The 14,546-nt window shown below is 63.8% G+C and carries 14 protein-coding genes, 1 tRNA gene and 1 riboswitch; of the genes, 10 read left to right on the top strand and 5 right to left on the bottom strand.

Annotated elements, in window-relative coordinates; all coding sequences use genetic code 11:
* The first annotated feature begins 35 nt into the window (after positions 1–35).
* Genes ACS0VV_RS01605 through ACS0VV_RS01595 form a run of 3 tightly spaced genes read left to right on the top strand, consistent with a single transcriptional unit; the run spans position 36 to position 2,105 of the window.
* Positions 36–506, top strand: coding sequence for a hypothetical protein (locus ACS0VV_RS01605; protein ID WP_483530995.1), 471 nt, complete (start codon positions 36–38; stop codon positions 504–506).
* Positions 507–508: 2 nt separating this feature from the next.
* Positions 509–1,477, top strand: a complete 969-nt coding sequence (ribD, locus tag ACS0VV_RS01600; RefSeq protein ID WP_483530994.1) for a bifunctional diaminohydroxyphosphoribosylaminopyrimidine deaminase/5-amino-6-(5-phosphoribosylamino)uracil reductase RibD — start codon at positions 509–511, stop codon at positions 1,475–1,477.
* Positions 1,478–1,487: 10 nt separating this feature from the next.
* Complete coding sequence (locus ACS0VV_RS01595) at positions 1,488–2,105, top strand: riboflavin synthase (protein WP_483530993.1); 618 nt, start codon at positions 1,488–1,490, stop codon at positions 2,103–2,105.
* Here ACS0VV_RS01595 and ACS0VV_RS01590 read toward each other — a convergent pair.
* The 4 genes from ACS0VV_RS01590 to ACS0VV_RS01575 form a co-directional block, all read right to left on the bottom strand.
* On the bottom strand, positions 2,102–2,650 hold the full coding sequence (locus tag ACS0VV_RS01590; RefSeq protein WP_483530992.1) for a GNAT family N-acetyltransferase: 549 nt from the start codon (positions 2,648–2,650) through the stop codon (positions 2,102–2,104). The genes ACS0VV_RS01595 and ACS0VV_RS01590 overlap by 4 nt on opposite strands.
* Positions 2,651–2,902 (bottom strand): hypothetical protein, encoded by a 252-nt coding sequence (locus tag ACS0VV_RS01585; protein WP_483530991.1) that lies wholly within the window; start codon positions 2,900–2,902, stop codon positions 2,651–2,653.
* A gap of 80 nt (positions 2,903–2,982) precedes the next feature.
* Positions 2,983–4,164, bottom strand: coding sequence for an amino acid aminotransferase (locus tag ACS0VV_RS01580; protein WP_483530990.1), 1,182 nt, complete (start codon positions 4,162–4,164; stop codon positions 2,983–2,985).
* 92 nt (positions 4,165–4,256) lie between these two features.
* Positions 4,257–5,078 carry a DUF1134 domain-containing protein gene (locus ACS0VV_RS01575; RefSeq protein WP_483530989.1) on the bottom strand — a complete coding sequence of 274 codons (822 nt, stop codon included), beginning with the start codon at positions 5,076–5,078 and terminating at the stop codon, positions 4,257–4,259.
* A 240-nt stretch (positions 5,079–5,318) separates the two neighbouring features.
* Between ACS0VV_RS01575 and ACS0VV_RS01570 the strand changes: the two genes are divergently transcribed.
* The 7 genes from ACS0VV_RS01570 (at position 5,319) to ACS0VV_RS01540 (ending at position 12,957) form a co-directional block, all read left to right on the top strand.
* A tRNA-Ser gene (locus tag ACS0VV_RS01570) sits at positions 5,319–5,410 on the top strand.
* Between the two features lie 199 nt (positions 5,411–5,609).
* Positions 5,610–5,702: riboswitch (glycine riboswitch) on the top strand.
* A gap of 161 nt (positions 5,703–5,863) precedes the next feature.
* Entirely contained in the window at positions 5,864–7,006 is a 1,143-nt protein-coding gene (gcvT, locus tag ACS0VV_RS01565) for a glycine cleavage system aminomethyltransferase GcvT (protein WP_483530988.1), read from the top strand.
* Between the two features lie 3 nt (positions 7,007–7,009).
* Positions 7,010–7,381: a glycine cleavage system protein GcvH gene (gene gcvH / locus ACS0VV_RS01560; protein ID WP_151973451.1), complete on the top strand. Its 372-nt coding sequence runs from the start codon at positions 7,010–7,012 to the stop codon at positions 7,379–7,381.
* A 103-nt stretch (positions 7,382–7,484) separates the two neighbouring features.
* Positions 7,485–8,840 (top strand): aminomethyl-transferring glycine dehydrogenase subunit GcvPA, encoded by a 1,356-nt coding sequence (gcvPA, locus tag ACS0VV_RS01555; RefSeq protein WP_483530987.1) that lies wholly within the window; start codon positions 7,485–7,487, stop codon positions 8,838–8,840.
* Positions 8,837–10,426, top strand: coding sequence for an aminomethyl-transferring glycine dehydrogenase subunit GcvPB (gcvPB, locus tag ACS0VV_RS01550; protein WP_483530986.1), 1,590 nt, complete (start codon positions 8,837–8,839; stop codon positions 10,424–10,426). The genes gcvPA and gcvPB overlap by 4 nt, the downstream gene beginning before the upstream one ends.
* Positions 10,427–10,538: 112 nt before the next feature.
* Complete coding sequence (locus tag ACS0VV_RS01545) at positions 10,539–12,149, top strand: pre-peptidase C-terminal domain-containing protein (protein ID WP_483530985.1); 1,611 nt, start codon at positions 10,539–10,541, stop codon at positions 12,147–12,149.
* A gap of 94 nt (positions 12,150–12,243) precedes the next feature.
* Entirely contained in the window at positions 12,244–12,957 is a 714-nt protein-coding gene (locus tag ACS0VV_RS01540) for a PPC domain-containing protein (RefSeq protein WP_483530984.1), read from the top strand.
* Positions 12,958–13,080: 123 nt separating this feature from the next.
* On the opposite strand, the gene ACS0VV_RS01535 is transcribed toward ACS0VV_RS01540, so the two are convergent.
* Entirely contained in the window at positions 13,081–14,514 is a 1,434-nt protein-coding gene (locus tag ACS0VV_RS01535) for a sugar MFS transporter (RefSeq protein WP_483530983.1), read from the bottom strand.
* Positions 14,515–14,546 lie beyond the last annotated feature (32 nt).

Here is a 14,546-nt window from a genome sequence, read left to right as displayed (position 1 = left end):
GGCGCAGCCGCCCGCAACCGCCTATCTAGCGCGGCATGAAGGACTTCTTCCGCCGTATTTCGCCGTTCCGCGCGGTCAAGGATTTTACCCATGTCTGGGGTGAGCCCACGCCGCATCGCTGGCCGATCCTTGGTGTCGCCTGCGCGGCGACCTTTGCCATATTCATGCTGTTCGTGCCCGAAGGAACGCGCATCGTCCCGCGTGCACCCGATCTGATTTACATCACCACGCTCGATGAAAACCGCACCGAGGCGGAAATCATCGCCGAGAATTGCGCAAACCAGGAACTGCAGGACGCCATCGAAGCGCGACTGGAGGAGCGTGCCGAGCTGCGCCGCGATATCTACCGCGCGCTGGGCGAGGCAACATTCGTCGATGTCGATTCGATGGTCGAGGAAGCCGAACGGCGCGAACAGGCCGATGCCGTTGCCAGCGGCGGTAGCGAGCCGACCGAAGAGGAGCTGCAGCTCTCCATCGCCGAATACTGCGCGCGCGCGGCGGGCTAAACGTGGAGGCTGGCGACACCCGCTGGCTCGCCGCAGCGGCAGCGCTGGCGGAACGCGCGCGGCCTCTCGCCAGGCCCAATCCCGGTGTTGGCGCAATTATTGTTAGAGACGACAAAGTTATCGGACGCGGCTGGACGCAGGCGGGCGGCCGCCCCCATGCCGAAGCGGCGGCGCTGGCGATGGCGGGCGCGCAGGCCAAGGGCGCGGCGATGTATGTCACGCTGGAGCCCTGCGCCCACCGGTCCGAACGCGGCCCGGCCTGCGCCGATCTGGTGGCAGAGGCGGGTCTCGCCCGCGTCATCATCGCAATGCGCGATCCCGATGCGCGCACGGCGGGCGCTGGTATCGCGCGTCTGCAGCAGGCGGGCGTCAGCGTCTCCGAAGCGGGGCTGAACGCGTCCGAACTGGGGCTGGGCGGGCACGAAGCATGGCTGGCGCTTGGCCGCCCGCATATCACGCTCAAACTCGCGCTGTCGCTCGACGGTTGCATCGCCACCGCGAGCGGGGAAAGCCGGTGGATTACCGGAGAAGCCGCGCGGGCGCATACGCACCGCGAGCGGGCGCGGGCCGATGCGATCCTCGTCGGCGGCGGGACTCTTCGCGCCGACAATCCACGCCTCGATGTGCGCCTGCCGGGTCTCGAAAGCCGCTCGCCGGAACGGCTCGTTCTCACGCGCGGAGCAGCACCCGATGGCTGGCGGGCACTGTCTGAGCCCGAAGCGGTGCGTGATTTGGCAGATGTGCGCTACCTCTTTATCGAAGGCGGCGCGAAGACCGCATCCGCGTTTCTCACCGCCGATCTGGTAGACCGGCTGCTTGTCTATCGCGCGCCGCTGCTTATCGGTGGCGGCAAGGCGGGCATTACAGATATCGGCCTGTCCGACCTCGCCAGCGCGCATGGCCGGTGGCAGCGCGAGGATTTGCGCCAGCTTGGCGCAGATACGCTCGAAATCTATTCCCGAACCCGCTAGGACACCCGCCATGTTCACCGGAATCATCACCGCCATCGGCACTATCGAACACGCGGAACAGCGCGGCGATCTGCGGCTTCGCATCGCCTGCCCGTTCGATCCTGCCAGCATCGCCATCGGCGCCAGCATCGCCTGCTCGGGCGTGTGCCTGACCGTGGTGGAGAAAGGCGGCGTCGCGGGCGAAGCGCATTTCACCGTCGATGTCTCGGCCGAAACCGTGTCGCGCACCGCGCGCAATATGTGGCGCGAGGGGAGCAATCTCAATCTCGAACCGAGCTTGCGGATCGGAGACGAGCTGGGCGGCCACATCGTCACCGGCCATGTCGATGCCGTGGGCAAGGTGGTCGATTGGGAACCCGTCGGCGATTCGATGCACGTGGTAATCGAAGCGCCCGCTGCGCTCGCCCCTTTCATTGCCGAAAAGGGCTCGATCACGGTCGATGGCGTGTCCTTGACGGTGAACAAGGTGGATGACCGGGAGGATGGCAGTGTGCACTTCCACCTCAACATCATCCCGCATACCGAGGAAATGACGACGCTGGGCGAACTGAGCCAAGGCGTTCAGGTCAATCTCGAAATCGACACCATCGCGCGTTACCTGCACCGGATGCAGGCGCTGCGGAGCTAGACCGCAAGCGGCCCGCAAGCAAAGTCCGCCCGGTCGACCACGTAGAACAGGTGCCGCACAATGCCGATGCCGGGCACATCGACATCCTCGGTGCGGGTCTCATCCAGCCGCGCGCCGATATTCGCCAGCGCGCGGCGGCTGCGCCAATTGCCCTCGCCGACGTGGAAATCCACGCGCTCGACACTGGCCAACGCATGGGTAAGCATCAGCCGCTTCATTTCGTGGTTGAAACCGCGTCCCCAATAGGCCGGATCGAGAAACGTCCAACCGATTTCCAGCGAGCCGCCATCGGCAGGATCGTAGCCCTGGAAGCGCGATGAGCCGATCAGAGCGCCGCTCTCCCGGTCAATCACCGCCAGCGCCCCGCCCTGTGCCAGCGCATCGGCAAAGAAGGCGCGGAACACCGGTTCCTGCCAGCGGTTATGCGCAGGATGGATCGCCCAGATTTCGCGCTGCGAAGCTATGGCGAACAGCGCGTCCCAATCGCTTTCGCGTAGCGGGCGCAGCTCGACAAGCGTGCCGACCAGATGCGGTTGGCGGTCCATTTATCCGAACAGTTTCTTGATGAGCCCGCGCGACCGTGGATCGGGCGGAGATTGGCGGGCGATTTCAAACAGGGTGTTGGCGAGTTGCGCGGCCTGCTGGCGGTCCATCATGAAGTAATGCGAATGCACATCGTCTTCCCCATGCGGCGGCGGTTTGCGCACGCTTTGCAAGCGCAGCGTCAGCCTGTCGCCCTGCTCCAACGTCGTCCAGCCGACCAGCGCGCCGTAATCATCTTCGGGTGATGCCGCCATGGCCCTCGCCTCCTTTGCCACCGCGAAAGTAAGCGATTTTACAAGTGCGGGGCAAGCCTGCCCGCCAGTCAGATCACCGGTCAGCTTTCTCTGGTGACAGCAGACAGCGCGGCGATAAACTGCTCGATATTGTCCATCGTGAGCCCGGCCACATTGATGCGTCCCGATCCCGCCATATAAACGCCGTGCTCGTCGCGCAGGCGCTGCACCTGTTCCTTGCTCACCGGCAGCATCCCGAACATTCCCTTTTGACGGCCAAGCGGTTCAAGGTTCACGCCGCCCGCATTGCTGGCCGCTGCCAGAGCTGCGCGCACTTCGGCAATGCGCGCGCGCATCGAAGCCAGCTCGTCCTGCCATTTGGCTGTCATTGCCGCATCCTCAAGAATCAGACGCACAGCCGCGCCGCCGTGATCGGGCGGCATCGACCAGTTGGCACGCGCCAGCGAGGCAGCGTTGGACATGGCGCGCTTGGTCGCCTCGGCATCACCGGTGATGGCGTAGAAGGCTCCGACACGGTCCCGGTAGAGGCCGAAATTCTTGTCGCAGCTATAGGCCACCAGCACTTCGCTGCACGCCTTGGTCACGGCGCGCACGCCATAGGCGTCTTCCTCCATGCCATCGCCGAGTCCCTGATAGGCGAGGTCGATCACGGGCAGCAGCGGACTGCCGGCCAGCAGCGCGGCGATCTCGTCCCATTCGGCATGGGTGTAATCGACACCCGTCGGGTTGTGGCAGCAGCCGTGCAGCAGTACCGCATCGCCCTCGCCCGCATTGGCCAGCGCGCTGCGCAAAGCCGCCATATCGGCGCTGCCGTCGCTCGCCGCATGGGAGAACCCAACCAGTTCGAGGCCGAGATCGGCAAGGATCTGCGCGTGGTTGGGCCAGCTCGGCGTGCCCATCAGCACGCGGGTGACGCCTGCCGCCTTGGCCAGCGCCAGCGCCAGGCGCACCGCGCCTGTGCCGCCAGGGGTCTGCATCCCGTCCATCCGGCCAGCCTCGGGCGTGGCATCGCCGAAAATGTGCGGCACCAGACCGTTTACAAAGCCCATGTCGCCTTCGGGGCCGAGATAGCTCTTGCTCGGCTGTTCGGCGACCAGCTTGGCCTCGGCATCCTTGATCGCGGCGAATACCGGCGTCGCGCCGTCGGCGGTGCGATAAACACCCACGCCAAGGTCGATCTTGTCGGGCCGGGGGTCGGCATTGAAGAGCTTGATCAACGCCAGCAGTGCGTCGGGCGATTGGGCTTCGAGTCGGTTCAGCATGATGCGAGGCTCAATGCCCAGCACGCACGCTTACTGCAAGGCAGCGATTGCTCCGCCCGCTGCTTTTCCGACCGATAATTACGTATGCGGCGTCAGAAAGGCAGCCAGCGTTGCTCGCGCGAGAAGCGCATATAGCCCGCATTGACGCCTAGCCGCAGCCCTGCGCCCACGCGGATCGGGATCAGCACGGTGTCTCCCCGGCGGACATAGCTCGCGCTCAACCCGCCGACGAAATAGGCCTGCCCCTCGCCTGCGGGGAAACGCTGGTAGAGATCGTCGGTGTCGTAGAGATTGTAGACGAGCACAAAGGTGCTGCCCGCATTGGCACCGGCGTCAAACCCGATGGAGGGGCCCGTCCAGTACACCGGCATATTGCCTTCGACGCGGTGATACAGCGTGCCCGAGCCATAGCGCAGGCCAAGGACAAACGCCCCGCCCGCCTCGCGCCCGACGATATAACCGTTGGGTTCGCCCTGGTCGGCCAGAATGTTCTGGATCAGCCGCGCAATGCCTTCAGCGCCATCGCCAAAGAGGTCTTCGGCAGCACCAATCAGGTCGTCCTCGCCGTAGGTCGTCGGATCGGCTGCTGCAGTTTGCACCGGAGTGGCGGGCGCGGTGTCGACAGTGCTGCCCTGCTCCCACGCCTCGGCAAAAGTCGGCGCGGCAGGATCGCGCGGCGTCGCGGAGTCGATTGGCGCGACCTCGGCATAGCGGGGCGCTGCATCCTCGGTCGAATAGCCGCTGTCATAATTGCCGCCCGAGGAGCCGGGATTGTCCATCAGATCGGCATCGATCACATCGTCAGGATCAATGCTCTGCATCTGCGCGGCGGCAGGCACGGCGGCGAGAACCAGAAGCGGCGCCAGCAAACCCGCGGCAAAAGCGCGTGTCGAACGGGTGAGTGTGAATTGCATCGCCAAATTCCCTCGACTGGTGGATGCCCCTTGCCAATGGGCACATTCGTGTCGCGCAAGCAGAGTCCTTCGCGCCTGAAGCGGCAATGAATGTTCGGCCAAGCGAATCGGTTTTGCGGTGAGTTGAATCGATTATGCGGCAGCCGGACGCGTGCGGGAGTTAAATGTGCGCAGCGCAATCTTGTCCTTGAAGCGCACCCAACCCCTCGTTATAGCGCCGCTTCTGCCGCATGAAGGCCCGGAGACGTGGGTGAGTGGCTGAAACCAGTTCCCTGCTAAGGAACCATACCTCTATCGGGGTATCGAGGGTTCGAATCCCTCCGTCTCCGCCACCGGCCTTTTTATCGGCCTACCGCTTCGCTGCTTGAGGCCGGATGGTTATATGGCCTACCGCTTCACTGCTTGAGGCCGGTTGCCTGATGTCAAATTCGCCGCACCGGTGGAAACCTGCTGTGCAATGCAGCATTCCCGATTGACCAGGCGGGCGCTTTCCCGCAGAGCCGCTTGCGTCTGGTGGACGATTCTTCGTTCGGCAGCTGCGCGGGAGAGCCTCCCTTCAAACCGGAGGCACCGAAGGAGCAACCGCCCCGGAAACTCTCAGGTCACAGGGACCGCGCGGCTGGCACAGGCACTCTGGAAAGCGCAGCGCCTTTCACGGGCGGTGCCACCGAAGGAGTAAGGTTCGCCCTGCAAGGCGCGCCGGAATCTCTCAGGTATCCAAGACAGAGGGGGCATGGTGAAGGCGTCCGGTGTCCGGGCGTCGCCTATCCGTGCCGGAAGTCTTGATGAGCGATAGCGAACCCGAATTCGAAGAGCAGCCTCCCGAAAAGCTGCCGCTGGACGCCTGGCACCGCGCGCAAGGTGCGCGGATGGTGCCCTTCGCGGGCTATGAAATGCCGATCCAGTATTCCGGCGAACACGGCGGGATCGTGGCCGAGCACAACTGGACGCGGTCGTCTGCCAGCCTGTTCGATGTCAGCCATATGGGCCAACTGGCCATCAGCGGAGAGAATGCCGCGCAGGAGCTGGAAGAGCTCGTCCCCGGCAGCATCGCCAATCTCGGCGAAGGCAAGATGCGCTACACTCTGCTGCTGACCGAAGAGGGCGGGATTATCGACGACCTGATCGTTACCCATGCGGGCGAGCGGCTGGCGCTGGTGGTGAACGGCGCGTGCAAGTGGGACGATATCGCCCATCTGCGCGAACATCTGCCCGATCCAATTACGCTTACCCATTATGAGGACTTCGCCCTACTCGCGTTGCAGGGGCCGAAGGCTGCCGAAGTGCTCGAAAGCCTAGTGCCCGGCGTGGGCAAACTGTCCTTTATGACCGCCGCCGCGTTTACGTGGGACGGCATCGATCTGTGGATCAGCCGCGCGGGCTATACCGGCGAAGACGGGTTCGAGATCGCGCTGCCGGAAGGCGACGCGGAAAAGCTCGCCAATGCACTGGTGGCAGATGAGCGGGTGCAGCCTGCCGGCCTTGGCGCGCGCGATTCGCTCCGGCTCGAAGCAGGGCTGCCGCTATACGGGCATGATCTGTCGCTGGAGACCGACCCGGTCAGCGCGGGCCTCGCCTTCGCTGTGTCCAAAGCGCGCCGCGAAACCGGCGGCTATTTCGGCCACCAGACCTGCATGGATCGTCTTGCCGGGGGTGGCTGCGCGCAGATGCGCGTCGGCCTCTCGCTCGAAGGCCGCCTGCCCGCGCGCGAAGGGGCCGAGGTGTTTGCAGGAGCTACGAAGGTCGGCACGCTGACCAGCGGCGGCTTCTCGCCCACGCTCGGCCATCCGGTCGCGATGGCATATATCGACACGGCGCACACCGCGCCCGGCACCAAACTCGAAGTGGAAGTGCGCGGCAAACGCCTGCCTGCGACCGTCACCACCCTTCCCTTCGTCCCGCACAAATATCACCGCAAAGGAGCCTGAGGCATGGCACGTTACTTTACCGAAGAGCATGAGTGGATCGAAGTCGACGGCGAAGCGGCGACCATCGGCATTACCGATTACGCGCAGGAACAGCTGGGCGACGTGGTGTTCGTCGAAGTGCCGCAAACCGGCACCGCGCTGGAAAAGGGGGCGGAAGCTGCCGTGGTCGAAAGCGTGAAAGCTGCAAGCGATGTCTACGCGCCGATTTCGGGCGAAGTGCTGGAAGGCAACGGCGCGCTGGAAGCCGATCCGGAGCTGGTCAATTCCTCACCCGAAGACGAAGGCTGGTTCTTCAAAATGACCGTCGCCGACAAAAGCGAGCTGGAAGGCCTGATGGACGCAGCGGCCTATAAGGCATTCTGCGACGGGCTTTAATCCCGATGTGAGTCCCCGCGAAGGCGGGGATCTCCGGGTGACAAAGGCTCGTCATAAACGCAAGAGGCTCCCGCCTTCGCGGGAGCGCACATGGACGAAAAGAATGCGCTACCTCCCCCTTACCGAAGCCGACTGCACGGAAATGCTCGACGTCATCGGCGCGCCCAGCGTCGATGCGCTGTTCAGCGATGTACCGTCCGATCTCTATCTCCAAGGCCCCATCGAAGGCCTCCCGCTCCATGCCAGCGAAATGGCGGTCGAGAAGCATATGCGCCGCCTCGCCGGGCAGAACCTTGCAGCGTCCGACGCAGCGTTTTTCCTGGGTGCGGGGGCATACAAGCACCACGTTCCCGCCACGGTCGATCACCTGATCCAGCGCGGTGAGTTCCTCACCGCCTACACGCCCTACCAGCCGGAAATCGCGCAGGGCACGTTGCAGATGCTGTTCGAATTCCAGACGCAGGTTGCGCGACTCTATGGCTGTGCGGTGGCCAATGCCTCGATGTATGACGGCTCCACCGCGTGCTGGGAGGCTGTCGCGATGGCTGCCCGCGTCACGCGCAAGAAGCGCCACGTTCTCTCCGGCGCACTGCACCCGCATTATGCCGAAGTCGTGCGGACGATGGCGAAGTTCACCGATGACGAGATTGCCGGCGCCAGCGTCAGCCTCACCCCCCTGCCCGATGATGACGGGCTGATCGCGCGTATCGATGCGAACACCGCCAGCGTTGTGGTGCAATATCCCGATATTCTGGGCCGCATCCCCGATTTGCAGAAGATCGCCGATGCCGCCCACGCGCATGGTGCGAAGCTGATTGTCGTGAACACCGAGCCGGTGGCTCTCGGCGCGCTCGAAGCACCCGGCCATCTCGGCGCGGATATTGTCGTGGGCGAAGGCCAGTCGATTGGTGTCGGCCTGCAATTCGGCGGGCCTTACCTTGGCCTCTTCGCCATCACCGATCCCAAGCTGGTGCGGCAGATGCCCGGGCGGCTGTGCGGCGAGACGGTGGATGCCAATGGCAAGCGCGGCTTCGTGCTGACGCTCTCCACCCGCGAGCAGCATATCCGGCGCGAAAAGGCGACCTCCAACATCTGCACCAATAGCGGGCTGTGCGCGCTCGCCTTCTCGATCCATATGACTTTGCTTGGCGAAAAGGGGCTGACCGGCCTCGCGGCGGAAAACCACCGCCTCGCCTGCATCGCGGCGGATCGTCTGGCCAAGGTGCCCGGCGTTACCGTGCTCAATGCGCAATTCTTCAACGAATTTACGTTGCTCTTGGAGGGGGACGCGCGGCAGATCGTGCGCGATCTCGCCGCACAGAACATCCTCGCCGGTGTCTCGCTCGCGCGCCTCTTCCCCGGCGGCGCTGCCAATGGCCTGCTGGTCGCCGTCACCGAGACGACCACGCTGGAGGATATCGAAACCCTTGCCGCCGCGCTTGAGGAGGTGCTGTCATGAACAAGCCGATCAACCAGAGCGGGTGGAAGCCCGGCACCCCCGTCGCCAGCGATGGCAGCGCGCATCCTACCGTCACCGGCAACAAGGCGCTGATGCTGGAAGAGCCGCTGATCTTCGAAAGCGGCGGCAGCGATATTTGCGGCGTCGATATACAGGAAACGCCCACCGATCTGCCAAGCCGCCTTGGCAGTTTTGCGCGTAAGGATGCGATTGGTCTGCCGGGCCTTTCCGAACCGCAGACGGTGCGCCACTATACACGCCTCAGCCGCCAGAATTACGGGATCGACCTGGGCTTCTTCCCGCTCGGCAGTTGCACGATGAAGCACAATCCGCGCCTCAACGAAAAGGTCGCACGGATGCCCGGATTTGCCGATGTCCACCCGCTGCAACCCGTCGATACGGTGCAGGGCGCGCTGGGCGTGATGAACGAGCTGGCGCATTGGCTGATCGCGCTGACCGGAATGCACGGCGTCACCATGACCCCCAAGGCGGGCGCGCATGGCGAGCTGTGCGGCATCCTGTGCATCCGCGCAGCGCTGGAAGCGCGCGGGGATGCGCGCAAAGTGGTGCTGGTGCCCGAAAGTGCCCACGGCACCAATCCGGCGACCGCAGCCTTTGCTGGCTATGTGACCGAAGACATTCCCGCGACGGCAGAAGGCCGCGTGGACCTCGAAGCGCTGAAGGCCCGCCTCGGCCCCGATGTGGCGGCGGTGATGATTACCAACCCCAACACCTGCGGGTTGTTCGAACGCGACATGAAAGCGATTTCGGATGCGGTGCACGCGGCAGGCGGCTTCGTTTACTGCGACGGAGCGAATTTCAACGCGATCATGGGCCGGGTGAAGCCCGGCGATCTTGGCGTCGATGCGATGCATATCAATCTGCACAAGACCTTCTCCACCCCGCATGGGGGCGGCGGCCCCGGCTCAGGCCCGGTTGTGCTGTCCGAAGCGCTCTCCCCCTTCGCGCCCCTCCCCTACACCGCGCGCACGGCAGACGGCGTGGTGCATCTGGTGGAGGAAGAAACCGCCGATGCCTTTTCGGACGAGCATTTCGGCGGGCAGATGCAGAGCTTTGGCCGTCTTACCGCTTTCCACGGGCAGATGGGCATGTTCACCCGCGCGCTCACCTACATCCTCAGCCATGGCGCTGACGGATTGCGGCAGGCTGCTGGCGATGCGGTGCTCAACGCCAATTACATCCTGCGCCAGTTGGAGGGCGATCTCGATGCGCCCTTCGCCGCCAGCGGGCCGTGTATGCACGAGGCGCTGTTCAGCGATGCGGGCTTTGCCGAGGGCTTCTCGACACTCGATCTCGCCAAGGGGCTGATCGATGAGGGCTTCCACCCGATGACGGTGTATTTCCCGCTGGTCGTCCACGGCGCGATGTTGGTCGAGCCGACCGAGACCGAAGCGAAATCGGGCATTGACCAGTTCATCATGGCGATGCGTTCGTTGGCGGAGCGGGCCAAAGCGGGCGATGCGGCGCTGAAGTCGGCTCCGCACCACGCTCCCCGCGCGCGATTGGACGAGGCGCAGGCCGCGCGCAATCCGCGATTGACTTGGAGCGCGCCGGACGAGACATAGTCCGATAGGTATCCCGCCGGACAAGACTGCGTGTCCGGCGGGTTTTGTACGGCTTTTATTCAGCTTTCATGCTCTAGTGGTGAACGGCTTTTTGCTTACAGGGGGATTACCAATGACCAAGACGATGCTTCTGTCTGCCGCCGCATTGGCCGCGATATTGACCGCCACGCCCGCCGCCGCGCAGTTCAGCCAGAGCGCGGCAGCGCAGCAAACCATGCAGGAGCAGGAGCGCAAGCCCGCTGCCCGCTCCAGCGCGACAGGCCGCCTGGTCATTGGCGAAGGCGTCGATGGCCGTCTTGCCGGCCGCACCGATACTTTGACGATGGAAGGCCGCGCAGGGCAGCGTGTGCGCATCTCGCTCGCTTCCGACCGGTTCGATACCGTGCTGCGGATGACCGGGCCGGGCAATTTTTCTGCAGAGAATGACGATGCGCCCGGCGCGCAGACTTTGAACAGCATGATCGAAACCGTGCTGCCTGCCGATGGCACCTACACTCTGACGGTTTCGGCCTATAACAATGCGGGCAGCGGGGCGTATCGCATCGCCGCATTGGATATGGCCAATCCGGCGGGCGACAGTGCGAGGCCCGTTGCATTTGGTCAAACCACCACAGGAATGCTGACCGCGAGCGATGATGTCAGCTTTGACGGGGCCTTTGTCGATTATTACGCCTATACCGGGCGCGCGGGCGAGCGGGTGACGTTCGATCTCGGCTCGGACGCGATCGATACGATGCTTTCGGTTTACCTGCCCAACGGCACCGAAGAGCGGAACGACGATTTCCGCGCCAGCGAAGGCACCGACAGCCGCCTGTCGATCACCCTGCCCGTAGACGGCACGTACACCATCGCCGCCAGCAGCTTCTCGCCCGGCGAACAGGGCGGCTATTCGCTGACCATCCGTGAGGCCGATGCAGGCGTGCGCACCGTGCGCCCCGCCAGCGGCAATGCCCGCGTCTTCGCGCTGTCGGTCGGCGTGGCGGATTACCGCCGGATCAGCCCGCTCAACCGCACCGATGAAGATGCGACCCGCGTCACCGATGCCTTGCGCGAAACCGGAATGCTCGCGCCCGAAAGCGTGACGCTGGTCAACGCGCAGGCAACCCGCGCCAATTTCCAGTCCGCGCTGACCGATATCACCCAGGCCATGGGCGATGACGATCTGCTGCTGATTTTCTTCTCCGGCCATGGCGAAAAGGTGGAAAACATGACCACCGAACGCGATGGCAGCGCGGAAACGATTGAACTGTATGACGCCGCTCTGTTCGATTACGAACTTGCCGCGATGATGGAAGGCATTGATGCCCGCACCCTTCTTGTGATCGATGCCTGCTTTGCCGGCGGGTTCGACAATGTCATCCGCGCCGCCGACAACCGCATGGGTATTTTCAGCAGCGATGAAGACGTGCTGAGCCTCGTCGCGGAGGGAGAAAAGGCGGGCGGCTATATCAGCCATCTGTTCCATCAGGCGATGCAGGGCGAGGCCGATATGAATGGCGACCGCGCTATCGAGGCGGGCGAGCTGTCCGAATATATGCGCCGCGAATTCTACACGCTTGTCCTCAGCGATCCGCTCGACACCGATGCCGAGGATTTCCGCGATATGCAGACGCCCGGCTGGCAGAACATCGTGGTCGACCGCGGCGGCGACGGAATGCCGCACCAGCAGGTGCTGATGAATCTCGGCAGCGCGGACAACCGGCAGGTCGCGCGCGCCAACTAAGGCTCGCGCCACCACAAACAGCCGTTGCATTGCCATATGGTTCGTCCATGGTGAGCGGCATCGAACACGCCTATCGCAAGAGGAATTGATGTATATGACCAAATTCGGCGCGCTTCCGCTCGTCGCGCTCGCTGCCATGGCGAGCGTCCCCGCCGCCGCGCAGGTCGCGATCTCGGAAACGGGAGAGCTTTCGGCACGCGACACGGTGAGCTGGACGGGCAGCTATACCGACACCTACACTTTTGAAGCGAGCGAGGGCGAAACGCTGGAAGCCGCGCTGTCGTCCACCGCGTTCGACGCGCATCTGACCGTGCGCGGCCCCGACGGGTTCCGGGTCGAGAATGATGATGCGGATGCCGCAACGCTCGATTCGCGGATCATGCGGCGTCTGCCCGCCAGTGGGACCTACACCATCGAAGTCAGCAGCTATTGGGAAGGCGAAACCGGCGGCTATGCCTTAACGGCGGCCACCCGTCCGGCGGCTCCGCCGCAGATTGTCGTCGAGACAACCGGCGCACTGACCGCCGCATCGCAGCAGCTGGACGACGGCAAATATTTCGAACTCCACCCATTCACCGCGCAGGCTGGCCAGCAAGTGACGGTGGAGCTGACGTCGGACACGTTCGACACCTTTGCGGTGCTGCTCACCTCCGGGGGGCAGCCGCTGGTTGAGGATGATGATGGCGGCGAAGGCACCAATTCGCGCATCCAGCAGATGCTGACCTCGGACGGGGTCTATCTGGTAGGCGTGACCTCCTACGCGCCGGGCACCACGGGCAGCTACACGATTGTGGTCACGCTCGACTAGGGCCAGCCAGAACGCGAACAAATGGGGCGGGAAGCACGCAGCTTCCCGCCCCTTTTTGTGTGCTCAGGCGTTGGGGCGACGCGGAAGGAAATACGCGCCGCCCTCCCCCCGGAGAAACGCTCTCTAGGCCATGGTCGTCGCAGGCCGCCGGGCGAAGATGCCGAAGCCTGCGATAATTGCATAGCATACGATCGGGATCGCCATCGCGAGCGAGAGATTCCCGCCCGTTGCATCGGCCACCACGCCGTAAAGCAGCGGCACAACCGCGCCGCCGAAAATGGCGACATTGATGATGCCCGAACCGTCCGCCGCCTTCGCCCCCAGCTTTTCGCAAGCCAGCGAGAAAATGGTCGGGAACATGATCGAATTCATCAAGCCGACCGCCAGCAGGCTGTAGGCAGCTACCTCGCCCGAGGTCATCGTCGAAATGATGATGAGCAGGATCGCACCGGTGGCGTTGAACGCGAGGATCTTGCCCGGGCTGAAGATGCGCAGGAAGTACGAACCGATAAACCGGCCAACCATTGCACCGCCCCAGTACAGGCCGATCATCCAACCGATCACACTTTCCGGCTCACCCAGCACGCGCTCGGTCGAGAGGTAGTTGATGATAACCGAACCGATCGACACCTCGGCACCGACATAGAGGAAAATGCACAGCGCGCCGTAGCTGAACCGCGCACGCTTCAGCAAAGCGTTGTCATACAGCCACAGCACGGGTGCTGCGAGGATGAAGGCAACGCCCAGCCACGCATTGACCTGCACCGCCAGAAACGCGCCCAATGCCGCGAGTGCCAGCCCGGTCAGATAGCGGCTGTTGGAGACAAACTCGCCGTCACCCATGATTTTAGAATCATGCGGCAGACGGTTGCGGAACATCCATACGGCAGCGGCGACAATGGCGATCAGGGCGGCGACGCCGAGATAGCCTTGCCAGATCGCCTGACTCTCAGCTGCGCGGTATGCCTGCAAGGCTGCGCCTTCCAGCTCGTCAGCGCTCATTTCGGCAAGGCTGCCAAGGATGACCGCCGCGCCGACAATCGGGAAAATCGTCGTGCCCAGCGAATTGAACGCCTGCGCAAAGGTCAGGCGGCTGTGGGTCGTCGAGGGCGGCCCGAGCAGGCTGATCAGCGGGTTGGCCACAACCTGCACGATCACCACACCGCTCGCCAGAATGAACAGCGCGCCGAGGAAGATGACATAGGTGCCGTTCTGGCTGGCCGGGATAAACAGCAGGCAGCCCGCGATCATGGTCGCAAGACCGGCCACCGCGCCCCGCATATAGCCGATCTTCTTCACCAGCTTCGCGCCGGGGATGCCAATCAGCAGATAAGCAGCGAAGAAACAGAACTGGATGAGCATCGCCTCGGTCCAGCTCAGGGTGAAGAGCTCGCGCAGCTTCGGGATCAGCACATCGTTCAGCGAAGTGATCCCGCCAAAAATGAAGAACAGTCCGAAGACGAAATACTGCAAGCCCGGCGCATCGGCCGGCGGCGTGTCGTCATCGATGACCGGACGCGGATCGGTGCTTGCGGACACATCGGGCGCTAGCGCCATATATACTCTCCCCTGAAAGCGGGCCGGGCTGC

It is taken from the genome of Aurantiacibacter sp. KMU-128, assembly GCF_056933515.1.
The sequence above is the reverse complement of the archived record's forward strand: the minus strand, read 5'-3'. Positions and strand labels throughout refer to the sequence as shown.